We start from the raw sequence: 17,528 nt of genomic DNA on the forward strand, positions 1-17,528 counted from the left end.
CGAGGTCAGGAAATATCGAGGTTTCAAGGGCAAACGAGCCAGGACAGCGCGAAGCGGGGAGATAGCCCGTCCGGCGAGAGGGGGGAGGCCCCTCTATGAGGACAAGGGGCCTGGAATATTTCGCAAAAGTTCAAATAAAAATTTGTGGGACAGCAGTGCCGCAATAGCGGGCTTTTATTACATCCGAAAAAGCGGCTAACTACTGATCCCAGTCATCGCCCCATTCTTCGTCTTCATAGTCGTCAAAGTCTTCCCAGTCATCTTCGAATGTCGCCTCAACCTGACCATCGTTAATCAGATACTCACGGCGCTGCAGATAGAAGCTACGCAGGAAGGTGTATTTATCACCAGAGATCAACGCTTCGGAAGCAATCAGATCAGCTCGTAAATCGACGCCATATACGCCATAGGCCGCGTATGACTGGGCATCGCTTTCAGCCAGGTTACTGATGCCAACACCGTAAACGTAACCCGTGGCCATACCGGCAGAGTCGCGCAAGGTACTGGGCCCGAGAACCGGCAATACCAGATACGGCCCTGTACCAACGCCCCAGTAGCCAAGAGTCTGACCGATATCTTCATTGTGCTTAGGCAGACCGATATGAGTTGCCACATCAAACACGCCGAAAAAACCGACCGTGGTGTTCACCAGAAATCGTGCGCTATCTGATAATGCCTGTCCGAACTTAAGCTGGCCCAGATCGTTGGCAATCACCATCAGGTCGCCGATATTGGAAAAAAAATGCGTAACCGAATCGTCAACCGCCTTCGGCGTAACGTACTGATAACCCTGTGCTACCGGCTTGGCAATGTACTGATCAATGGTTTCATTGAAAGCGAATACAGAACGGTTGAAACCCTCCCATGGGTCCGGGTCCTGCGTTTCTTCCGCCCATCCGGCTGGCGCTGCCAGTACCGATGTCAGCATCAGAGTTTTCAGCCATGTAGCACGCATCAGCGATTCCTCTTTGAGTATGGGGCTATTAAAAAGAAAAACCGCAACAAAGCCAACCTAAACCCGATCAGCTGAGCGAACAAAGTGTTTTGCTATCCAGTAGTCTGCACTGAACCAGCGACCACCCCCGGAAAACGCCAGTACAGCCAGCATCAGAAAATAAGTGACACCCCACTCAATACCATTATTAGACACTACAAAACTGTAACGCCCTGAGTCCGTCAGCCAATCGTAATTACCATGCTCCTGCAGGATTTCACGCGCCCGCTGCAAACGGGTGATCGCTTCCTGAGTCGCGTCGGTTGCACCAGCCGACTGCAAATCAGCGACCGCTTGCCAGCCATAGGGCCAGTGAACGGAAAATACCGCAACCAGCATGGTGATCATCAGAGGCACAGAGATATAACGTGTTGCCAGCCCCAGCGTCAGCAATACTGCCCCTGCCACTTCACTGGCGGTCGCCAGGAAAGCCATCAACCATGGAAACGGCAGTCCCAGCCCCCAGTCCGGATTACCGAACCATTCGACCACCTGATCAAAGCCATTCACTTTATTCATACCTGCGACCCAGAAAACTGCCGCCAGATAAATCCGCAGTGCAGGCAGAGCAACCACGTCCAACTGCTTAATCGCATTCAGAAAAAGTTCGTGCAAACGTAAAATCATAGTCATGTCAGATAACCCTCAGCTGGCGGATCAGCCCTTGGGACCACCAGGTATGAATTTGAGAAAATGCGCCGGACACTGCGGTTTCAGACAGCAAACCGTGCTGCTGCAGGCACTGCAAAATAGCGTCACCTATCGTCGTCTGATCGTGTAACAAAGCCTGCAATAGTGAAAAGGACAATGGGTTAAGTAGCAGAAAACGCACTTCGTCTTGCGTATCACGAAAAACGACAAGCGGAGTTTCTTGTTGTTCTGCGTGGGGATTTTCTGCACTGACGGTATGCACGGCAAAACAGTAATTGTTCATCATCGCACTGCGACTGATAACGGCTTGCTGATTCAGCCATTGCTCTGCGTCAATCTCTTGCGGACAGGAGATGTAGTCGTAAATTTCCACGGCAATATCCGCTTTCATCTCAGCCAGCTCATATTGCGCCAGCTCAGCAAGCCACCGATCTGTCTGCGGCCGTGCATCTAACCAGTTAAAAAACTGTTGCGATATATCGCGAAAAAATGGAGATTCCGCAGCCGCAGTTGAAAAGTATTCCTCTTTCAATTGTGACCACAGCCCCTGGTCGATGACTTCACGACAAACCGGAAAAGCACCGTCAATAAATGAGAAAATATTATTGCGACAGAGTTCGCGATACACCTGCATCTGCTCTTCAGACACTCCTGCCGGAGCATCTGTCGTTTGCCTGACCGCCTGAGCAAATTGCCTTTGCTGATGAAGAAAATCAGCCATAGGAGACCTCCGCTTGAGTCCCCTGCTGTAAATCGCGAATTATGGCCAACTCCTGCTCGAGAACACTTAATGCAGGAATATTAAAATCACGTTCCAGCAGGGTCGGAATAACGCCATGACACTGATAAGTGAAACCTAAAAGATCCCATACATCCTTACAAACGTCGGTACCATGAGTATCAATCAGGCGTTCATCACTTTCATGAAAATGACCAGCAACGTGCAGATAGCGAATTCGTTGCGCGGGCATAGTGGCAATAAACTGACGGCTATCGCCACCATGGTTAAAGCAGTTCACATAAACGTTATTCACGTCCAGCAACAGGTCACAATCGGCGCGCTGTACCACATCGGCGATGAAATCCGCTTCTTCCATTTGCTTACCCGGCTGAGCATAAGCCGAAACGTTCTCGATAATCAGACGCTCGCCAAGAATATCCTGCACCTGCTGAATTCGTTCAGCGACATAACGTGCGGATGCCTCGCTCATAGGCAATGGCAACAGGTCATATAAATGCCCCTGACTGCTGCAATAGCTCAGATGTTCACTGTACGCTTTGATACCGTAGCGCTGCTTAAAATCACGGACCTGACGAATAAAGGCCGTGTCCAGGGGATCTGGTCCTCCGACCGACAACGACAGCCCATGCAGTACAAAATCGTAGCGTTCAGCCAGCGCCTCCAACTGACGTTGATAACGACCACCAAACCCCAGCCAGTTTTCCGGAGCGATTTCGAGAAAGTCGGCATGCTGTGCCGGACTTTGCAGCAGTTGTGCTGCAAAGTCGCGACGTAACCCCAGACCGGCTCCTGTGATCCACCCTGAAGTCGATGCATTCATCAGCCGTTAGCTCCGCATTTAGCTTCGCCACACTTACCTTCGCTGCGCTTGGAAGACTTTTCTGCACCACACTTGGCTTCGCCACATTTACCTTCATCAGCCTTGGGTGCTTTCTTGTCGGCACCGCATTTCGCTTCACCACATTTGCCTTCATCAGCTTTCTTTGCAGAGGAACCACACTTGGCTTCGCCACATTTACCTTCGTCCGACTTCGATGCTCTCTTGTCGCCACCGCACTTCGCTTCGCCACACTTACCTTCATGGTTATCTGCCACGCGGTAACCGGCACTCAATTCAGTGGAGGCGAAAGGGTTTTCGACAGGCTGTGCTGCAGAGACGTGTGATGCACCAGCAACTAACAGTGAACCAACAATTGCAGCAAAAGAGGTGTTGAGAGTTTTCATGATTTTCTTCCTTTCGGTCTGTTAACCGCCGGTGGCGGGCTATATTCAAGGCACTTCACATGCCTTACATAGCCTTAGTCGCCACCCTTGAGGGTTTCTTACAGACTTTCTGAAAAAAATCAGATATCGCGAATTTCCAGCCAGCGCTTATCCAGACGCTTAAGTGACACCGGTTCCCGGGTTCCCAGTGGCTGAGCAAACAAGGATACCCGGAACTCTTCCAGCAACCAGCCGAACTCGCGCAATTCAGGGTGGTCATCCAGATCGGTACGAGAAATCAGGTCAGTGTACGGCTTCCATAACGACTCAAATTCGGCCATCGACTGTCGATCACGAGGCAGATTGCCCTGCAACTTGTCGATACGGTACTCCATCGCACGCAGATAGCGGGTATAGCACTGCAACTGATGCCAGGGTTCGCGTACCATGAATCCGCGCTGCAGTAAGCGCTCCAGGTGGGCCTTCACATCACTGTAAGCCATCGCTCTATCCAGGCTGACCGCACCATTAAGGCTCTTCAGAACCTTATGGCGGATATCCAGCCATTCACAGAACTGAGCAAGCAGCTTCTCACCATGTTCAATAAGGGAGCCACGGCGCTCGACGCGCTCGGCGAAATCCTGCTGAGTGCGCGGCAGGCCTTCGTCCAGCGGCAGAAATACATGAGCGAAAGCTGCTTCGATAAGGTCACCCGTCAGCTCCTGCTGAGACCCCATCCCTTTGGCCAGCAGCCAGCGATTGCTCATGGTTTTCTGTACGATGGAACGCAACATACGTTCCTGCTCCGGCAATGCCGTTCGAATCAGTCGCGCGAGTGCCTGGCGATGATTACGCCGTGCCTGATTTTCATTGGCTTCGACCGTCAGCTCAACTTCACCCTGGTCAACCTTAAGGCATGGAAACGCCCGTACTGGCAGACCATTTACATCACTCTGAATACTTTCTGGCAGATCACCGAAGTCCCATTCCCGTATACCAGAACGTTGATAGTCGCCGTGGGTCAGGCTCTGCACCTGATCACTGGCCGCGTCCTGCCAGCGGGCCTTAAGGGCATTCAGGTCACGCCCCTGATCCAGCACCTTACTACCGGACAAGACGCGAATATTCATCTGCAGGTGGGCAGGCAATTCTATATCCTGTAATTCCGGTAAGGATAACGCTGGTCGCAGCGTTTTATTCAGGTAGTTCAGCAGCTGAGCATAGAGTCCGCCCTGTGCCGCCGAACAACTGCGCAGAAATGCCTCGGCCGTATTGGGCACCGGCACAAACTGCTTACGAATAGTTTTTGGTAAGCCTTTAATCAGCGTAACAACTTTTTCCTGAATAAAACCCGGTACCAGCCATTCAACCTGAGCCTCCGGTACCTGCTGCAGCATAGCGGCAGGAACACTGAGGGTTACACCATCGTCTTCGGCCCCCGGAGCGAAGGTATAACTCAGAGGAAAGGCCATGCCCTGCCATTCCAGTTCAGACGGAAAATCCGTTGCACCAATACCGGATGCTTCCGGGCTTAACAGTTGCTCACGGGTAAATTCCAATGCTTTCTTTTCGGCTGCACTGGCTTTTTCATACCAGCGCTCCAGATGACGCTGGGAAATAAATTCACCGGGTAAATGCTCTGCGTAAAATGCAGCCTGCCAGGCGTCGTCAATGACCAGATCCCGGCGTCGGGCTTTTTCTTCGTACTCAGTAACTTCTTTCAGCAGGCGAACGTTATGTTTATAAAAAGCCAGCTTACTTTGCAGCCCCTGCTCGACCAACGCTTCCTGAATAAAGATCTCTCTGGCTTCTTCGGGCTTAATGGTGGCGTAGTTAACCGCTTTGCGTGGATTAACAATAAGTCCATACAGTGAACTTTGCTGAGAAGCCGTGACCTGACCACGCTGACGCTGCCAGTGTGGGTCTGAGTACTGATATTTCAGCAGAGGCTTACCGATTTCTTCGATCCACTCAGGCTGCACTGCAGCGACCGTTCTGGCGAATAATTTACTGGTTTCGACCAGCTCCGCCGCCATAATCCATTTAGGCTTCTTCTTGTACTGACCAGACGCAGGAAAAAGGTGCAGTTTGCGATTACGCGCACCCAGATACTCCGCACCTTCTGATTTAAAACCAATCTGGCTAAGCATACCGGCCAGCAATGCTTTATGGACAGATTCATAGGAAGCGGCTTCTTCATTTTCATGAAGGTCGAGTTCTTTACACAGAATATGCAACTGGCGATGCGTATCACGCCATTCGCGCAAGCGCATAAACGACAGAAAATGCTTGCTGCACCATTTACGCAGCTGGTTCTGGGTCAGATCCTGGCGCTGTTCTTCGTAACCAAACCAGAGATTGACCAGACTTAAAAAATCCGACTCTTCGTGTTGCCAGATGCGGTGCTTTTCATCCGCTGCCTGTTGCTTTTCCGGTGGACGTTCTCGCGGGTCCTGCACGGTTAATGCCGCAGCAATCACCAGCACTTCTTTTAAGGCATTCTGTTTTTTTGCTTCCAGTAGCATACGAGCGATACGCGGATCCACCGGCAAACGCGCCATTTGCCGGCCGAGGTCGGTCATTTGTCCGCGGGCATCTACCGCTTCCAGTTCGCTTAATAAATTAAAGCCATCTTTAATAAAGCGCTCATCCGGCGCATCAATAAATGGAAAATCCTGTAATCGACCCAGCTTAAGATGCAGCATCTGTAAAATAACCGCTGCCAGATTGGTGCGGCGAATTTCCGGGTCGGTAAATTCACTGCGCCCCAGGAAATCACTCTCTTCATACAGACGGATACAAATACCCGGTTCAGTACGGCCGCAGCGGCCGGCGCGCTGATTGGCACTGGCCTGGGAAATGGCTTCAATCGGCAGGCGCTGAACCTTACTGCGATAGCTGTAACGACTTATACGCGCAACACCGCTGTCAATAACATAGCGAATACCGGGAACGGTCAGCGATGTCTCCGCAACGTTGGTTGCCAGCACCACACGGCGTCCACCGTGGGGGCGGAAAATTTTCTGTTGATCGGCCGCGCTGAGGCGGGCATACAGTGGCAAAATATCAGTGGCCGGTAACTGCTGTCGACGCAGATGCTCAGCGCACTCACGAATCTCACGTTCTCCCGGCAGAAACACCAGTACATCACCATGGCGCCCTTTTTTGCGATCGTCATCGCGCAGTTCCGCCAGCGCATCGGCGACGCCTTCAAACAGGGAACGGTCGTCTTCTTCATCCGTTTCCCGCACCAGTGATCGATAGCGGGTTTCCACTGGAAAGGTTCGGCCCGACACTTCAATCACAGGCGCAGGCTTACCACTGGCATCGCGAAAATGCTCTGAAAATCGCTGCAAGTCGATGGTTGCTGAAGTGATAACAACTTTCAGATCCGGACGCTTGGGTAATAGCTGGCGCAGATAGCCGAGCAGGAAGTCGATATTCAGGCTTCGCTCATGAGCCTCGTCGATGATGATGACATCATATTCATTCAGGTAACGGTCATGCTGAGTCTGAGCCAGCAGGATACCGTCAGTCATGAGTTTGACCCGCGTCTGATCCGAACTGTTATCGGTGAAGCGAACCTGATAACCAACCACATCGCCAAGGTTGGTCCCGAGCTCTTCAGCAATTCGCTGAGAAACCGCACGGGCCGCCAGTCGACGCGGTTGAGTATGTGCTATTCGACCAAATCGCCCGAAGCCCGCCTCAAGGCACATTTTCGGTAACTGAGTGGTCTTACCAGAGCCGGTTTCACCAGCAATCACAATAACCTGATGCTCACGAATCGCAGCAAGGATATCGTCGCGCTTGCCACTGACAGGCAATGCCTCGGGGTAATTCAGAGTGAGCGCGCCAGAGCGAACAGCCACCATCTGCTGGCTGCGCTCAATACGTTTCACCAGCTTTGCCAACAGGCCATCGAAAGGCTTGTTCTGCTCCAGCAATGAGCGGATCTGGGTAACCTGACGACGCAATGGAAAACGGTCTTTCAACAGGCACTGTTCAATTGCCTGATGCAAGGCTTTCCAGTCAGGGTTGAACGTTTCTGAACTCACTCGAATCTCCTTCAGCAGAGGATATTTCCTCTGTACAACCGGTCCGGCCGAGGCAGCCGGGCACTAACAAAAACGCCCCGTATCCGAAAATACAGGGCGTTGGAGTAAAGCAAACTAAACCTTAGTTATGTTTAGCCAGCTCTTCATCACGCAGTTCACGACGCAGAATCTTACCAACGTTGGTTTTTGGCAGTTCATCACGGAACTCAATGTGACGTGGCACCTTGTAAGCAGTCAGGCGCTCACGACACCAGTCTTTAACCGCTGCGGCGGTCAGGTCCTGATTCTTGGAAACAACGAACACTTTAACAGCTTCGGAGCTCTTAGGATCAGGAATACCAATGGCTGCCGCTTCAACGATGTCCGGATGAGATACCACAACATCCTCAACTTCGTTCGGGTAAACGTTAAAGCCGGATACGATGATCATGTCTTTCTTACGATCAACAATCTTCATGTAGCCATCTTCACTGATTACCGCCATATCACCGGTTTTCAGCCAGCCATCTTCAGTGATGGTTTCAGCAGTGGCTTCCGGACGCTGCCAGTAGCCTTTCATAACCTGAGGGCCTTTAACACACAGTTCACCGGCTTCACCAATCGGCAACTCGTTGCCCTCTTCGTCGATCACCTTACACAGAGTGCTCGCTACTGGCATACCAATGGTACCCAGTTTGATGTGACCTGGCGGGTTGAAGGAAACCACCGGAGAAGTCTCGGTCATACCGAAACCTTCTGCGATATCGCAGCCTGTTACCTGCTTCCACTGATCAGCAGCATCTTTGGTCAGAGCCATACCGCCAGAGATAGTCAGTTTCAGAGCACTGAAATCAATGTTGCGGAAAGATTCCTGGCCGCACAGCGCCACGAACAGAGTATTCAGACCAACGAAGCCACTGAACTTCTCTTTCTCCAGAGTTTTGATAAAGCCTGGAATATCACGTGGGTTAGGAATCAGTACGGAGTGGTTACCGGTCTGCAGCAGCACCATGCAATGCACGGTGAATGCATAAATGTGGTACAGCGGCAGAGGTGCAATAACCGTTTCCTGACCTTCGCTCAGAACCATGGTGAACAGGCCATGACACTGAAGCATGTTGGATATCAGGTTACGGTGAGTCAGCATGGCGCCTTTAGCAACACCCGTGGTGCCGCCTGTGTATTGCAGAACAGCAACGTCGTTACGATCTGCTTTTACTGGCTTGAAGCTGCGGCTTGCGCCCTGAGCCAGGGCTTTACGCAGAGGAACAGCACCTGGGATATCAAACGCCGGGACTTCTTTCTTAACGTATTTCAGCACGCTGTTGATCAGTACGCGCTTAACGGTGCCGTGCATGTCACCTACGTTGGTCACGATCACGTGTTTGATGCCGGTATTCGGAACAACCTTGGCGGCTTTATCAGCCATGTTTGCCAGAACTACCAGAGCTTTCGCACCAGAGTCGTTGAACTGGTGTTCCATCTCACGTTCGGTGTACAGCGGGTTGGTGTTAACAACAACCATACCTGCGCGCATGGCACCGAAAACAACGATCGGATACTGCAGAATGTTTGGCAATTGCACTGCAATACGATCACCCGCCTGCAGCGTGGTGTTGTTCTGCAGATAGGCAGCGAACGCCGCGCTTTTCTCGTCCAGTTCAGCATACGTCAGGGTCTGTCCCAGACAGGTGAACGCAGGATTAGCTGAAAAGCGTTTTACAAAGCTGTCGAAAATTTCAACAACGGATTCGTATTTATCCGGATCAATTGAACTCGGATATCCCTCCGGATAGCGCTCCTGGAAGAATTGTTCGTTCATACCGCCTCCTCTAAAGCCCCGGGTTATCGTTTTATTCGGGACTAGTTTGAATAACTACGGGCTGGATAAGGCTCCCCATTTGCGAATCCAGACCAAAAATGCAGCCGGAGTTTACCTGTTTTCCGGGATATCAGCAAAAGTGTGACCCTGCCTATTTACAAAATGTCACACTCGGGACATGGTAGCACTCTGGCCTGTAGAGCCAACTCAGAACAGTCTCACCGGCATGATCATAAAATGAACAAAATAACAATCAAAGCCGCCGATAACACCGTATTCGACGCATGGGTTGCTGAGCACAGCTCACCAATCGCCACTATTCACTTAATGCATGGTATGGCAGAGCACTGCCTGCGCTACCAGCCGCTGGCCGAACAGCTTAACGCTGAAGGTTACCGGGTTGTGATGCACAATCACCGCGGCCATGGCGGCCGCCAGCCTATGGGTCACTATGGTGATCAGAACCAGGCGGGCCTGGGCGGCTGGGGATTGTTACTCGATGATATCAGTCGGGTTCAGCAAGCCGTGCGCGGCAATGAGCCACTGGTTTTATTCGGCCACTCCATGGGGTCATTTATCGCCCAGAGCTATGCTATCCGTCACCCTGACAAACAGGATGCACTGATTTTATCAGGCTCAAACCGCCACCCACTGCCACTGGTCTACAGCGGTCGTATGGTGGCCAGAATACTCAAGGTCTTTCAGGGACAGCGCCATTTATCGGGCGTGATGGATTTCCTGTCATTCGGCGAGTTCAACCGTCACTTCCGTCCGAATCGTACTGATTTCGACTGGCTGTCACGCGACGACGAACAGGTAGATCGCTACATTGCCGATCCGCACTGCGGTCATCCCTGCTCGCTACAGCTCTGGTGTGATCTGTTTGATGGCTTAATTGAAATCAACAACAGCGCTAACCTGCGAAAGATTCCGCAACAGCTGCCAATATATCTGTTTGGTGGCGACCGTGATCCGGTTGGTATGATGGGTAAAGGCGTGCCGAAACTGGAGCGACATTATATTCAAACAGGTCATGACAAGGTCACAATGCGGCTGTACGCTGACGGCCGTCATGAGATGCTGAATGAAATCAACCGCCAGCAGGTTATCTCAGACGTTATTCAATGGTTAAAGGAAGTTGTATGGAAACAATCACCAACCGCACATTCGACGAACTTGTTATCGGAGACCGCTGCGAAAGAATGCATCAGGTAACAGAACAGGATCTGATTCTGTTTGCCGCCGTCTCCGGTGATCACAACCCGGTTCATCTCGATGCAGAGTATGCCGCGACCACGCCATTTAAAGGCCAGATCGCGCACGGCATGTTTACCGGCGCACTGATTTCCGCCGCACTGGCAATGGATCTGCCAGGACCAGGAACAGTCTATCTGGGTCAGAACCTGTCATTCAGAAAACCTGTTATGATCAACGACAAACTCACCGTTGTACTGGAAGTTACGTCGAAGCACGAAAGCAAACCCGTTGTGACGCTGTCATGCACGGTGTCCAATCAGGATGGTAAAACCGTGGCGACCGGCGAAGCGACAGTGATGGCACCAACTGAAAAACTGACGGTTAATGCTCCGGACCTGCCAGCAATATCGTTAGGCTGACAGCCGTTCGGACAAATAAAAAAGGTCGCTGATGCGACCTTTTTTATTGCCTGTCAGGGCATGAAGTTGATCGGGAATTCCGCCACGGTGACATCAATTCCTTTACGATCTGCAAACTGCATCTGACGACACTTGGATGCCAGACGTTTATGCAACGCTTCATCTTTCAGTTCGCTGTTAATGACACTACAGCTGGAAACCGTACCGTTCGGCTGAATTTCCGCTTTCAGTGTCAGAGAACCAGACAGAGCAGGATTCTTACGCAGAGCACTACGATACAGACGATCGAAATGCACCTTGTAAGGCTCAAGCACCAAACGCAGTTCTTCCTGCGAACGAGTCGTCGCTGCGGCTTCGGCTTCCTGCTGTTCGGCAGTCATTTCCACGGCAGTGACTTCACGTTCGGTCAATTGCTCGCCAACCGTCGCAGTCGTCAGCGTGGCCACATCGACCCCACCAGAACCGCGAGTCGCCGCATTGCGATCAACCACCGTACCGATATTCGTTGCCTGCTTACCTGCATTGCTCAAGCCTTTGCTTGATGTATTCAGGGCTGCAATCGGTACCTGACTACGAATACTGCTCAACGCATTCAACGCATCGTTACCGAAGGCCTTTTTCGCTGTTTCCTTTGCCTGTTCACGTTTTTCCTTCGGCGCTTCTACCTTAGGTTTTGGCTTAGGCTGAGGCTTAGGCTTTGGAGGCTCCGGTTTAGGCTTTGGAGGCTCGGGCTTTGGCTCCGGTTTTGGTTCGGGCTTAGGCTCAGGCTTTTTTTCCTCTTTTTTAGGTGGCAGCGGCTTGGGCTTTTCAAGCTTTTTACGTTCAATCACTTTCGCTAACTGCGGCGGCAGTTTCTCAAGGTCTTTACGATCAAGCTGAGGCACATCCATAAAAGGAATAATAATACCCACTACCATCACAAACAGCAGAAAGCCCACCAGAATCGGAATAAACCGATGCTGATCACCACCATCCGACCAGGGTAACTGAGGGGTGCGATAATAAACGGTCATCACGCGCCTCCCTTGCCGGGTTGCTTCTGATTCACAGCCAGAGAAATATTATTGAACTCGGCTTTAGCACAGGTGTTCATGACCCGCTTAAGCAAGGTATAGGGAATATCCTTGTCACCCATAATTGTGACAGGACGACCCTGCTCACGCTGCTCGGCAGACATCGGCGAACGACTGGCCAGGTATTCCAGTTCTTTCTTTAACGCCTCGATTTCTTCCTGCTCAGTCGACGCAGCAACCGCAGTTGAAACCACCGGGCGTCCCTGAACAAGAATATCCGTTTTGCTGATCAGTACCGTTACATTCTCTGCAGGTTTGTTATCTGCAAGAGAAACCGGCAGCTCAATAGCGTCGTTGTTCTGAACTTCCACTTCAGACTGGTTCACCATCAGGAAGAAAACCAGAATGGTGAAAATATCCATCAGTGCTGTCAGGTTGAGACCGTTCTTTCCAGCGTTGCGCTTGTGGTTGCGCTGCATCCGTTTGGCACGGCGTGACATCTTCATGGCGTCACCTCCTGACCTGTCGGAGCATCCCCAAGAGAGATTTCCGGAAACAGAGTAGCGTCAACCAGTGAGGCAGCAACCACTGCAGGGTATACCCGCACAGCGTCCATCACTGTAATCAGTGTCTGATAATCAATATCCGACTCCGACAGCAGACTGATATCTTTTTTGTCCTCAAATCCAGGATTTTTCTTAATATCCTGCAGAGCGGACGACAGACCACTGTAGTCGAACGTTCCATTTTTCTTCGGCAAAAGCGCCAGTGACTCAGATTTTTCCTGATAGGTTCTGGTTACTTCAAACCCATCCTTCCGAATCACAACTTCAAGCGAAACATCCTCTGGATTCACAGCCCCCGGCTGATCACCCAATGGCAACTTGAGATCAAGTACCGCCAGCTGCGAGAACACCATGTTCATCAGCAGTACCGGCACCAGCACGATCATCAGGTTCATAAAGGATGTTACGTTGAGTTCCGCCTCTTCCTGTATTCGTCTTTGGCGTCTCATCGCGTTACATCTCAGTTGCCGTTGGAGGTCTGACCTGGTTTGCGCTCAGTGATGATGTTCAGGAATTTCACACCGGCCATCTCAATGCTGTCGACAATTTCATTTGTCTTGGTTTGCAGATAGCTGTGCAGCAGAATAAGAGGAATAGCAGCCATCAGACCGAAGGCCGTGGTATTCATCGCCACGGAAATACTCTGCGACAGCAGCGCTGCTTTTTCAGCAGGCGCAGCGTTAGCAACAGCGGTAAAGGCGGCAATCAGACCCATAATGGTACCCAGCAGTCCCATCAGCGTGGCAATGTTGGCCAGCATGGCAACATACTGCGTGCGTTTTTCCAGCTGTGGGATTGCTTCCATCAGACCTTCTTCCAGCGCGTACTCAATTTCTTCGCGACGCTGGCTACCCGGAATACGAGCAATGGCTGCAGAGAAAATATCGCCGATTTTAGAACCCGAGCTATTGGCATAATTCAGGGCGCTGCGCAGATCACGCTTCTGCAGCATTGGCAGCATTTCTTCAAATGCTTTGCGATTGCTGGATTTTTCTTTCATCAGAAAGAAAAGGCGTTCCAGCGCAATTGCCAGGCCAATCGCCATAACAAAGGCGATTGGGTACATAAAAGTACCACCTTCCTGAAAAAAGCGAACGATAGTGTCCATAGATGTCGATCCCCCAATGTTGTTTAGCATCGCTGTTCGAGCAGCGGTATTTTTTGATTATGGTGCCGATACCGGCATGGCCTTACGGCCTTTTTACTGCAGTTTTATTGTTCAGACTGAGACAGCTGTCTCAATCGTTCTGTATCGGGTTGCTGTGGCGCATAACGCTCTGCGTAGCGCAGCTCCCGTGTGAAGCTTTCCCGGTCAGTCTCCGTCAACCACTGCAGACGATAGCTGCTTACCGGCTGATACAGGCGGCCAGTGCCCGGAGGCGGACGCCACGGAGTAATATACATGACATTCGGTTCTTCACTGTTACCCTGAATGGATATACCTTCCAGACGGACAACATTTTCTGCCAGCGATAGCTGTCCGACCAGCAAAGCCAGCAGCGTCAGAGCATACTTCATGACCCCTCCCCTGCAACCTGCTCGGCAGACGCCCGGCGTTCAAGATCGGTAATCCAGATCGACAGCCGTTCATCAGATGATGACTGCATCGATTGCACCTGTGTGTACTGCTCTAATGCTTTAGGCAAATCATGCAGATACAGGTCGTAAAGAATTCCCAGGTTATAGCGCGCATCGGCATTCTGTGGATTACAACTGATGGCTGAAAGATAACTGCTTTCTGCCTCACGAAATTGTCCTAACTCACGTTCGATCAATGCACGCACAGAAAACGCAGGACAAAACTCTGCATTAACCGCCTGCGCAGCAGAAACCTGTGTCAGCGCGTCTTCGTATTTTTCCAGACGATATAAGCTGAGGGCGTAATTAAGCATTACTCCCGGAAACATTCCGTATTGTTCTGCCAATGCCTGCCAGTGGGTCTCTGCTGCCAGATATTCGCCATCCTCAAGTAACGACAAACCGTCGTTGTATGCACTTACCAGCTCGGCTGGAAGTGGCTGCTGAGTCGGATCGCTATCAACGATTTCCGGAGCGGGTTTAAACAGACTACAGCCGGTCATCAACATAGAAAAAACAAGCAGCACAACATAGGCGCGCAGAGAATCAGCGAATCTGATCGACATAGGTCACCACCTTTTCCGGCTTATCGTACTGCCCCGGCATCAGCTTACCGAGAGAGCGATAACTCTGTTTAATCCACTGATCGTATAGGCCATCATAGGTACGGCCAACATTGGTCTGATGAATCTCAATAGCCGCCTCATCCAGTGGGAAGGCCTGATCTTCCAGCAGGAACTGATATTCCTCTTCCTCAACCTCATCCATGCCGGCCGGACGTTCAGATGTCATCAGTGCCACACTGAGCTGACGATACAGTTCACCAATACGGAATGTTGAAGAGGTTGTATATTCAAGTGAGCCGATCTGTACCGCCTGGGTATATCGTTTCAGCGCTGCCTGCATAAGATTATTTTTACGCGTCACACTCTTATCCAGCGGCAGTGTCAGTGCTACAGATTCGTAACGCACACGCTCGAACTCACCCAGATCATAGGCTGCCTTGGCTGCCAGATAACGCGAGCGATCAGACTGATCCTTACCGGCTTTATTGTGCAGGGTAATAATTTTATCCAGCCAGAAACGACGCTTTTCTTCATCACCCAGGCCAGCATAAATCTGATCCAGCTTGTAATGGGCTTCGATCGCCGCGTCGAAAGGACGCTTATAGCTGTGAGCGTAGCGTTTATACATCACCACAGCATTATCAATATCTTCTGCTTTCTCGAAGTACTCCGCCGCCTGGAAACAGGCAATTCGCTGATGTTCAGCATCAGTGCTGTTCTTCCAGATGTTCTGCAATTCGAACGCTGCCATGCGCCACTCGCCTTTATCCTCATAGGCAACAATGAGCTTGGAAGGAATATCAGCCGTCAGTTTGTGTTGCGGATACTGCTCACGAAACGCCAGCAGAACCTCAATAGCCTGATCATAATCCTTGCTTTCCATCAGCAAAGTTGCAGCATCGTACTCAGCGATAATACGCGTATCGCTCTCCGGAATAACGGATGCCAGCCGACGCCAGTGTTTTACTGCCGTCGGGAAATCGCCAGAGGCTTTCGCCAGCTCACCCTGCTTATAAATACTGGCCGCTACCTTGTCACGAATATCGGCTTTTTCCTTACGTTTAATCTTACTGTAGGTTTGTGCCTGCAGCAGTGAGCTTTCAGCCTCTTCATAGAGACCCAACTCAAATCCGGCATGACCTCGTACCAGAGCTGCGCCATAGCGATAGCGCTCTGGTAGCTGATCAGCAACGTCCCACGCCAGGCGTGATGTCGTAAGTGCCTGACGATAGTATTTATCCTTGAGCAGCATTTCGGCCGTATTAACCAGCACAGTGCCACTGCGCTCATCCTGAGGGAATTCCTGCACGAAACGCATAGCGCTGGCTACTGTCGCCTGGCGCCAGGCTAAAGCGTCATTTTTCGCCGGGCGATATTTATTAAACGCCAGAATTGCGCCGTAACCTGCTTCACTCGCTTTTTCATACTGCGGATACTGATAGGCAACCACTTCGTAGTGATCTTTTGCCAGTGGGTAATCACGCAATTCAAATGCGACTTCAGCCAGCAGAAAATGTGCTTTAACTGTATCTTCTGCTGCCGGGAAGCTGCGAATGTATTCCTTGTACCAGACCTGCGACTCAGCCAGGCGTTCTTTTTTGTCTTTGGCCTTCTTCGCATTCTGACCCCATGCATGCCAGAACCCGGCCAGATCCCAGATATAGGTAGAGAGCGGTTTAACCAGTGTTTCACGCACTGCATCATCATGAGACAACCAGAAACCGGTGCCCACCCCAAACATCTCGTTATAAATCTGTTTATGCTTACGTGCCAGGTTCGGATACCGGGCTTTGCTGTAACCGTCAATCAGACGCTCATAGTAGCGAGGTGCGAGAATGTCATTGGGGTAACGCAGTACAAATGCGCGCAGAGTTGAAGCTCCGCTTTTGTAGTATTGTTTGTCGTAGTAAAGCGTCGCCAGACGATCGTAAATGAGATACTCATAGTGACGTTTACCGCGGGCATCATAGAACAGAGCAATCTGTTCCCAGTCGCCAAGATCATCAAACATGATCGCCATAATACGCAGCACATCGTTGAGCATATCCAGATCACCGCCACTGGCATTGGCCAGGCTGCTGTTGTCCGGATACTGTTCATCGAGAAATTCAGTAAACGCCTGCAGACTGTCTTCCAGTCGATCCTGCTTGAATACGGCCCAGCCTTTCAGATAAGCGGCACTGACGTAATACTGGTTCTGTTCTGGTCCGTAATTCACCAGACGCTGATACGTCGCTTCTGACGCTTCGTAATCACCAACGGCGTACAACAACTGTGCAAGGCGAAATTCGCTTTCGAGGTAATAGTCTGAGCGCGGAAACTCGCCAACAAGCTGCTCCAGTGTCGCAATCGTCATCTGGTTCTGACCAGCCATGCTGTAAGCCTTCGCCAGCTGATACAGTAATGCATCGTTATCCGCGCGGTCCGGATAGGCTTGCAACAGGGCTTCATAATCACGAATAGCCTGCAGCGTAAAAGCTTTATCAACGGCCACATTTTGCTGAGACAGTTCATCCGTTGCCGTCTCTTCATCCAGCGCCCGTTCTTCCTGCTGCAATTTCAGGTTCGCCATCCGATGCGCAACGCGAATACGCATTTCCGGATCGGTGGCAACTTCCAGATATTCCTGATACCGCTTGATCACATCGTCATGGTCGACTTCCAATGGATCGTTCGACAGTAAGCGAACTTTTAACGCTGGAATCGCAGCCAATGTATTTTCCGCTTCACGCGATTTTCC

16 protein-coding genes are annotated in these 17,528 nt (G+C 51.1%); 2 read left to right on the top strand and 14 right to left on the bottom strand.

Going from position 1 to position 17,528, the window contains the following annotated elements; all coding sequences use genetic code 11:
- Positions 1-199: 199 nt before the first annotated feature.
- The 7 genes from I9W95_RS02945 to I9W95_RS02975 all read right to left on the bottom strand — a co-directional run bounded on the left by I9W95_RS02945 (position 200) and on the right by I9W95_RS02975 (position 9,449).
- On the bottom strand, positions 200-955 hold the full coding sequence (locus I9W95_RS02945; protein ID WP_225671681.1) for an MlaA family lipoprotein: 756 nt from the start codon (positions 953-955) through the stop codon (positions 200-202).
- A gap of 57 nt (positions 956-1,012) precedes the next feature.
- Entirely contained in the window at positions 1,013-1,627 is a 615-nt protein-coding gene (locus I9W95_RS02950; protein ID WP_225671683.1) for an HvfX family Cu-binding RiPP maturation protein, read from the bottom strand.
- Between the two features lies 1 nt (position 1,628).
- A complete protein-coding gene (locus tag I9W95_RS02955; RefSeq protein ID WP_225671685.1) occupies positions 1,629-2,366 on the bottom strand; it encodes an HvfC family RiPP maturation protein in 738 nt (245 codons plus the stop codon).
- A complete protein-coding gene (locus tag I9W95_RS02960) occupies positions 2,359-3,207 on the bottom strand; it encodes an HvfB family MNIO-type RiPP peptide maturase (RefSeq protein ID WP_225671687.1) in 849 nt (282 codons plus the stop codon). Before I9W95_RS02960 ends, I9W95_RS02955 begins: the two co-directional genes overlap by 8 nt.
- Positions 3,207-3,611, bottom strand: a complete 405-nt coding sequence (locus I9W95_RS02965; protein WP_225671689.1) for an HvfA family oxazolone/thioamide-modified RiPP metallophore — start codon at positions 3,609-3,611, stop codon at positions 3,207-3,209. The genes I9W95_RS02960 and I9W95_RS02965 overlap by 1 nt, the downstream gene beginning before the upstream one ends.
- 119 nt (positions 3,612-3,730) lie before the next feature.
- Positions 3,731-7,648, bottom strand: coding sequence for an ATP-dependent RNA helicase HrpA (hrpA, locus tag I9W95_RS02970; RefSeq protein ID WP_225671691.1), 3,918 nt, complete (start codon positions 7,646-7,648; stop codon positions 3,731-3,733).
- Positions 7,649-7,769: 121 nt separating this feature from the next.
- The gene (locus tag I9W95_RS02975; protein WP_225671693.1) at positions 7,770-9,449 is read right to left on the bottom strand and encodes an AMP-binding protein; all 1,680 of its coding nucleotides are present in this window, start codon (positions 9,447-9,449) and stop codon (positions 7,770-7,772) included.
- Positions 9,450-9,686: 237 nt separating this feature from the next.
- Between I9W95_RS02975 and I9W95_RS02980 the strand changes: the two genes are divergently transcribed.
- Together I9W95_RS02980 and I9W95_RS02985 are read left to right on the top strand one after the other, a co-directional pair.
- On the top strand, positions 9,687-10,664 hold the full coding sequence (locus tag I9W95_RS02980) for an alpha/beta fold hydrolase (RefSeq protein ID WP_225671695.1): 978 nt from the start codon (positions 9,687-9,689) through the stop codon (positions 10,662-10,664).
- Entirely contained in the window at positions 10,592-11,065 is a 474-nt protein-coding gene (locus I9W95_RS02985; protein ID WP_225671697.1) for a MaoC/PaaZ C-terminal domain-containing protein, read from the top strand. Before I9W95_RS02980 ends, I9W95_RS02985 begins: the two co-directional genes overlap by 73 nt.
- 53 nt (positions 11,066-11,118) lie before the next feature.
- On the opposite strand, the gene I9W95_RS02990 is transcribed toward I9W95_RS02985, so the two are convergent.
- The 7 genes from I9W95_RS02990 to I9W95_RS03020 form a co-directional block, all read right to left on the bottom strand.
- Positions 11,119-12,078 (bottom strand): AgmX/PglI C-terminal domain-containing protein, encoded by a 960-nt coding sequence (locus I9W95_RS02990; RefSeq protein WP_225671699.1) that lies wholly within the window; start codon positions 12,076-12,078, stop codon positions 11,119-11,121.
- Positions 12,078-12,584 carry an ExbD/TolR family protein gene (locus I9W95_RS02995; RefSeq protein WP_225671701.1) on the bottom strand — a complete coding sequence of 169 codons (507 nt, stop codon included), beginning with the start codon at positions 12,582-12,584 and terminating at the stop codon, positions 12,078-12,080. Before I9W95_RS02995 ends, I9W95_RS02990 begins: the two co-directional genes overlap by 1 nt.
- Positions 12,581-13,093 carry an ExbD/TolR family protein gene (locus I9W95_RS03000; protein ID WP_225671703.1) on the bottom strand — a complete coding sequence of 171 codons (513 nt, stop codon included), beginning with the start codon at positions 13,091-13,093 and terminating at the stop codon, positions 12,581-12,583. The genes I9W95_RS02995 and I9W95_RS03000 overlap by 4 nt, the downstream gene beginning before the upstream one ends.
- Positions 13,094-13,104: 11 nt before the next feature.
- Complete coding sequence (locus I9W95_RS03005; RefSeq protein WP_225671705.1) at positions 13,105-13,752, bottom strand: MotA/TolQ/ExbB proton channel family protein; 648 nt, start codon at positions 13,750-13,752, stop codon at positions 13,105-13,107.
- Positions 13,753-13,856: 104 nt separating this feature from the next.
- Positions 13,857-14,162, bottom strand: a complete 306-nt coding sequence (locus I9W95_RS03010; RefSeq protein WP_225671707.1) for a hypothetical protein — start codon at positions 14,160-14,162, stop codon at positions 13,857-13,859.
- Positions 14,159-14,788, bottom strand: coding sequence for a tetratricopeptide repeat protein (locus I9W95_RS03015; protein ID WP_225671708.1), 630 nt, complete (start codon positions 14,786-14,788; stop codon positions 14,159-14,161). Before I9W95_RS03015 ends, I9W95_RS03010 begins: the two co-directional genes overlap by 4 nt.
- The gene (locus I9W95_RS03020) at positions 14,769-17,501 is read right to left on the bottom strand and encodes a tetratricopeptide repeat protein (RefSeq protein WP_225671710.1); all 2,733 of its coding nucleotides are present in this window, start codon (positions 17,499-17,501) and stop codon (positions 14,769-14,771) included. Before I9W95_RS03020 ends, I9W95_RS03015 begins: the two co-directional genes overlap by 20 nt.
- Between the last annotated feature and the right edge of the window lie 27 nt (positions 17,502-17,528).

Source organism: Thalassolituus marinus (assembly GCF_020320395.1).
Lineage (GTDB): Bacteria > Pseudomonadota > Gammaproteobacteria > Pseudomonadales > Oceanobacteraceae > Venatoribacter > Venatoribacter marinus.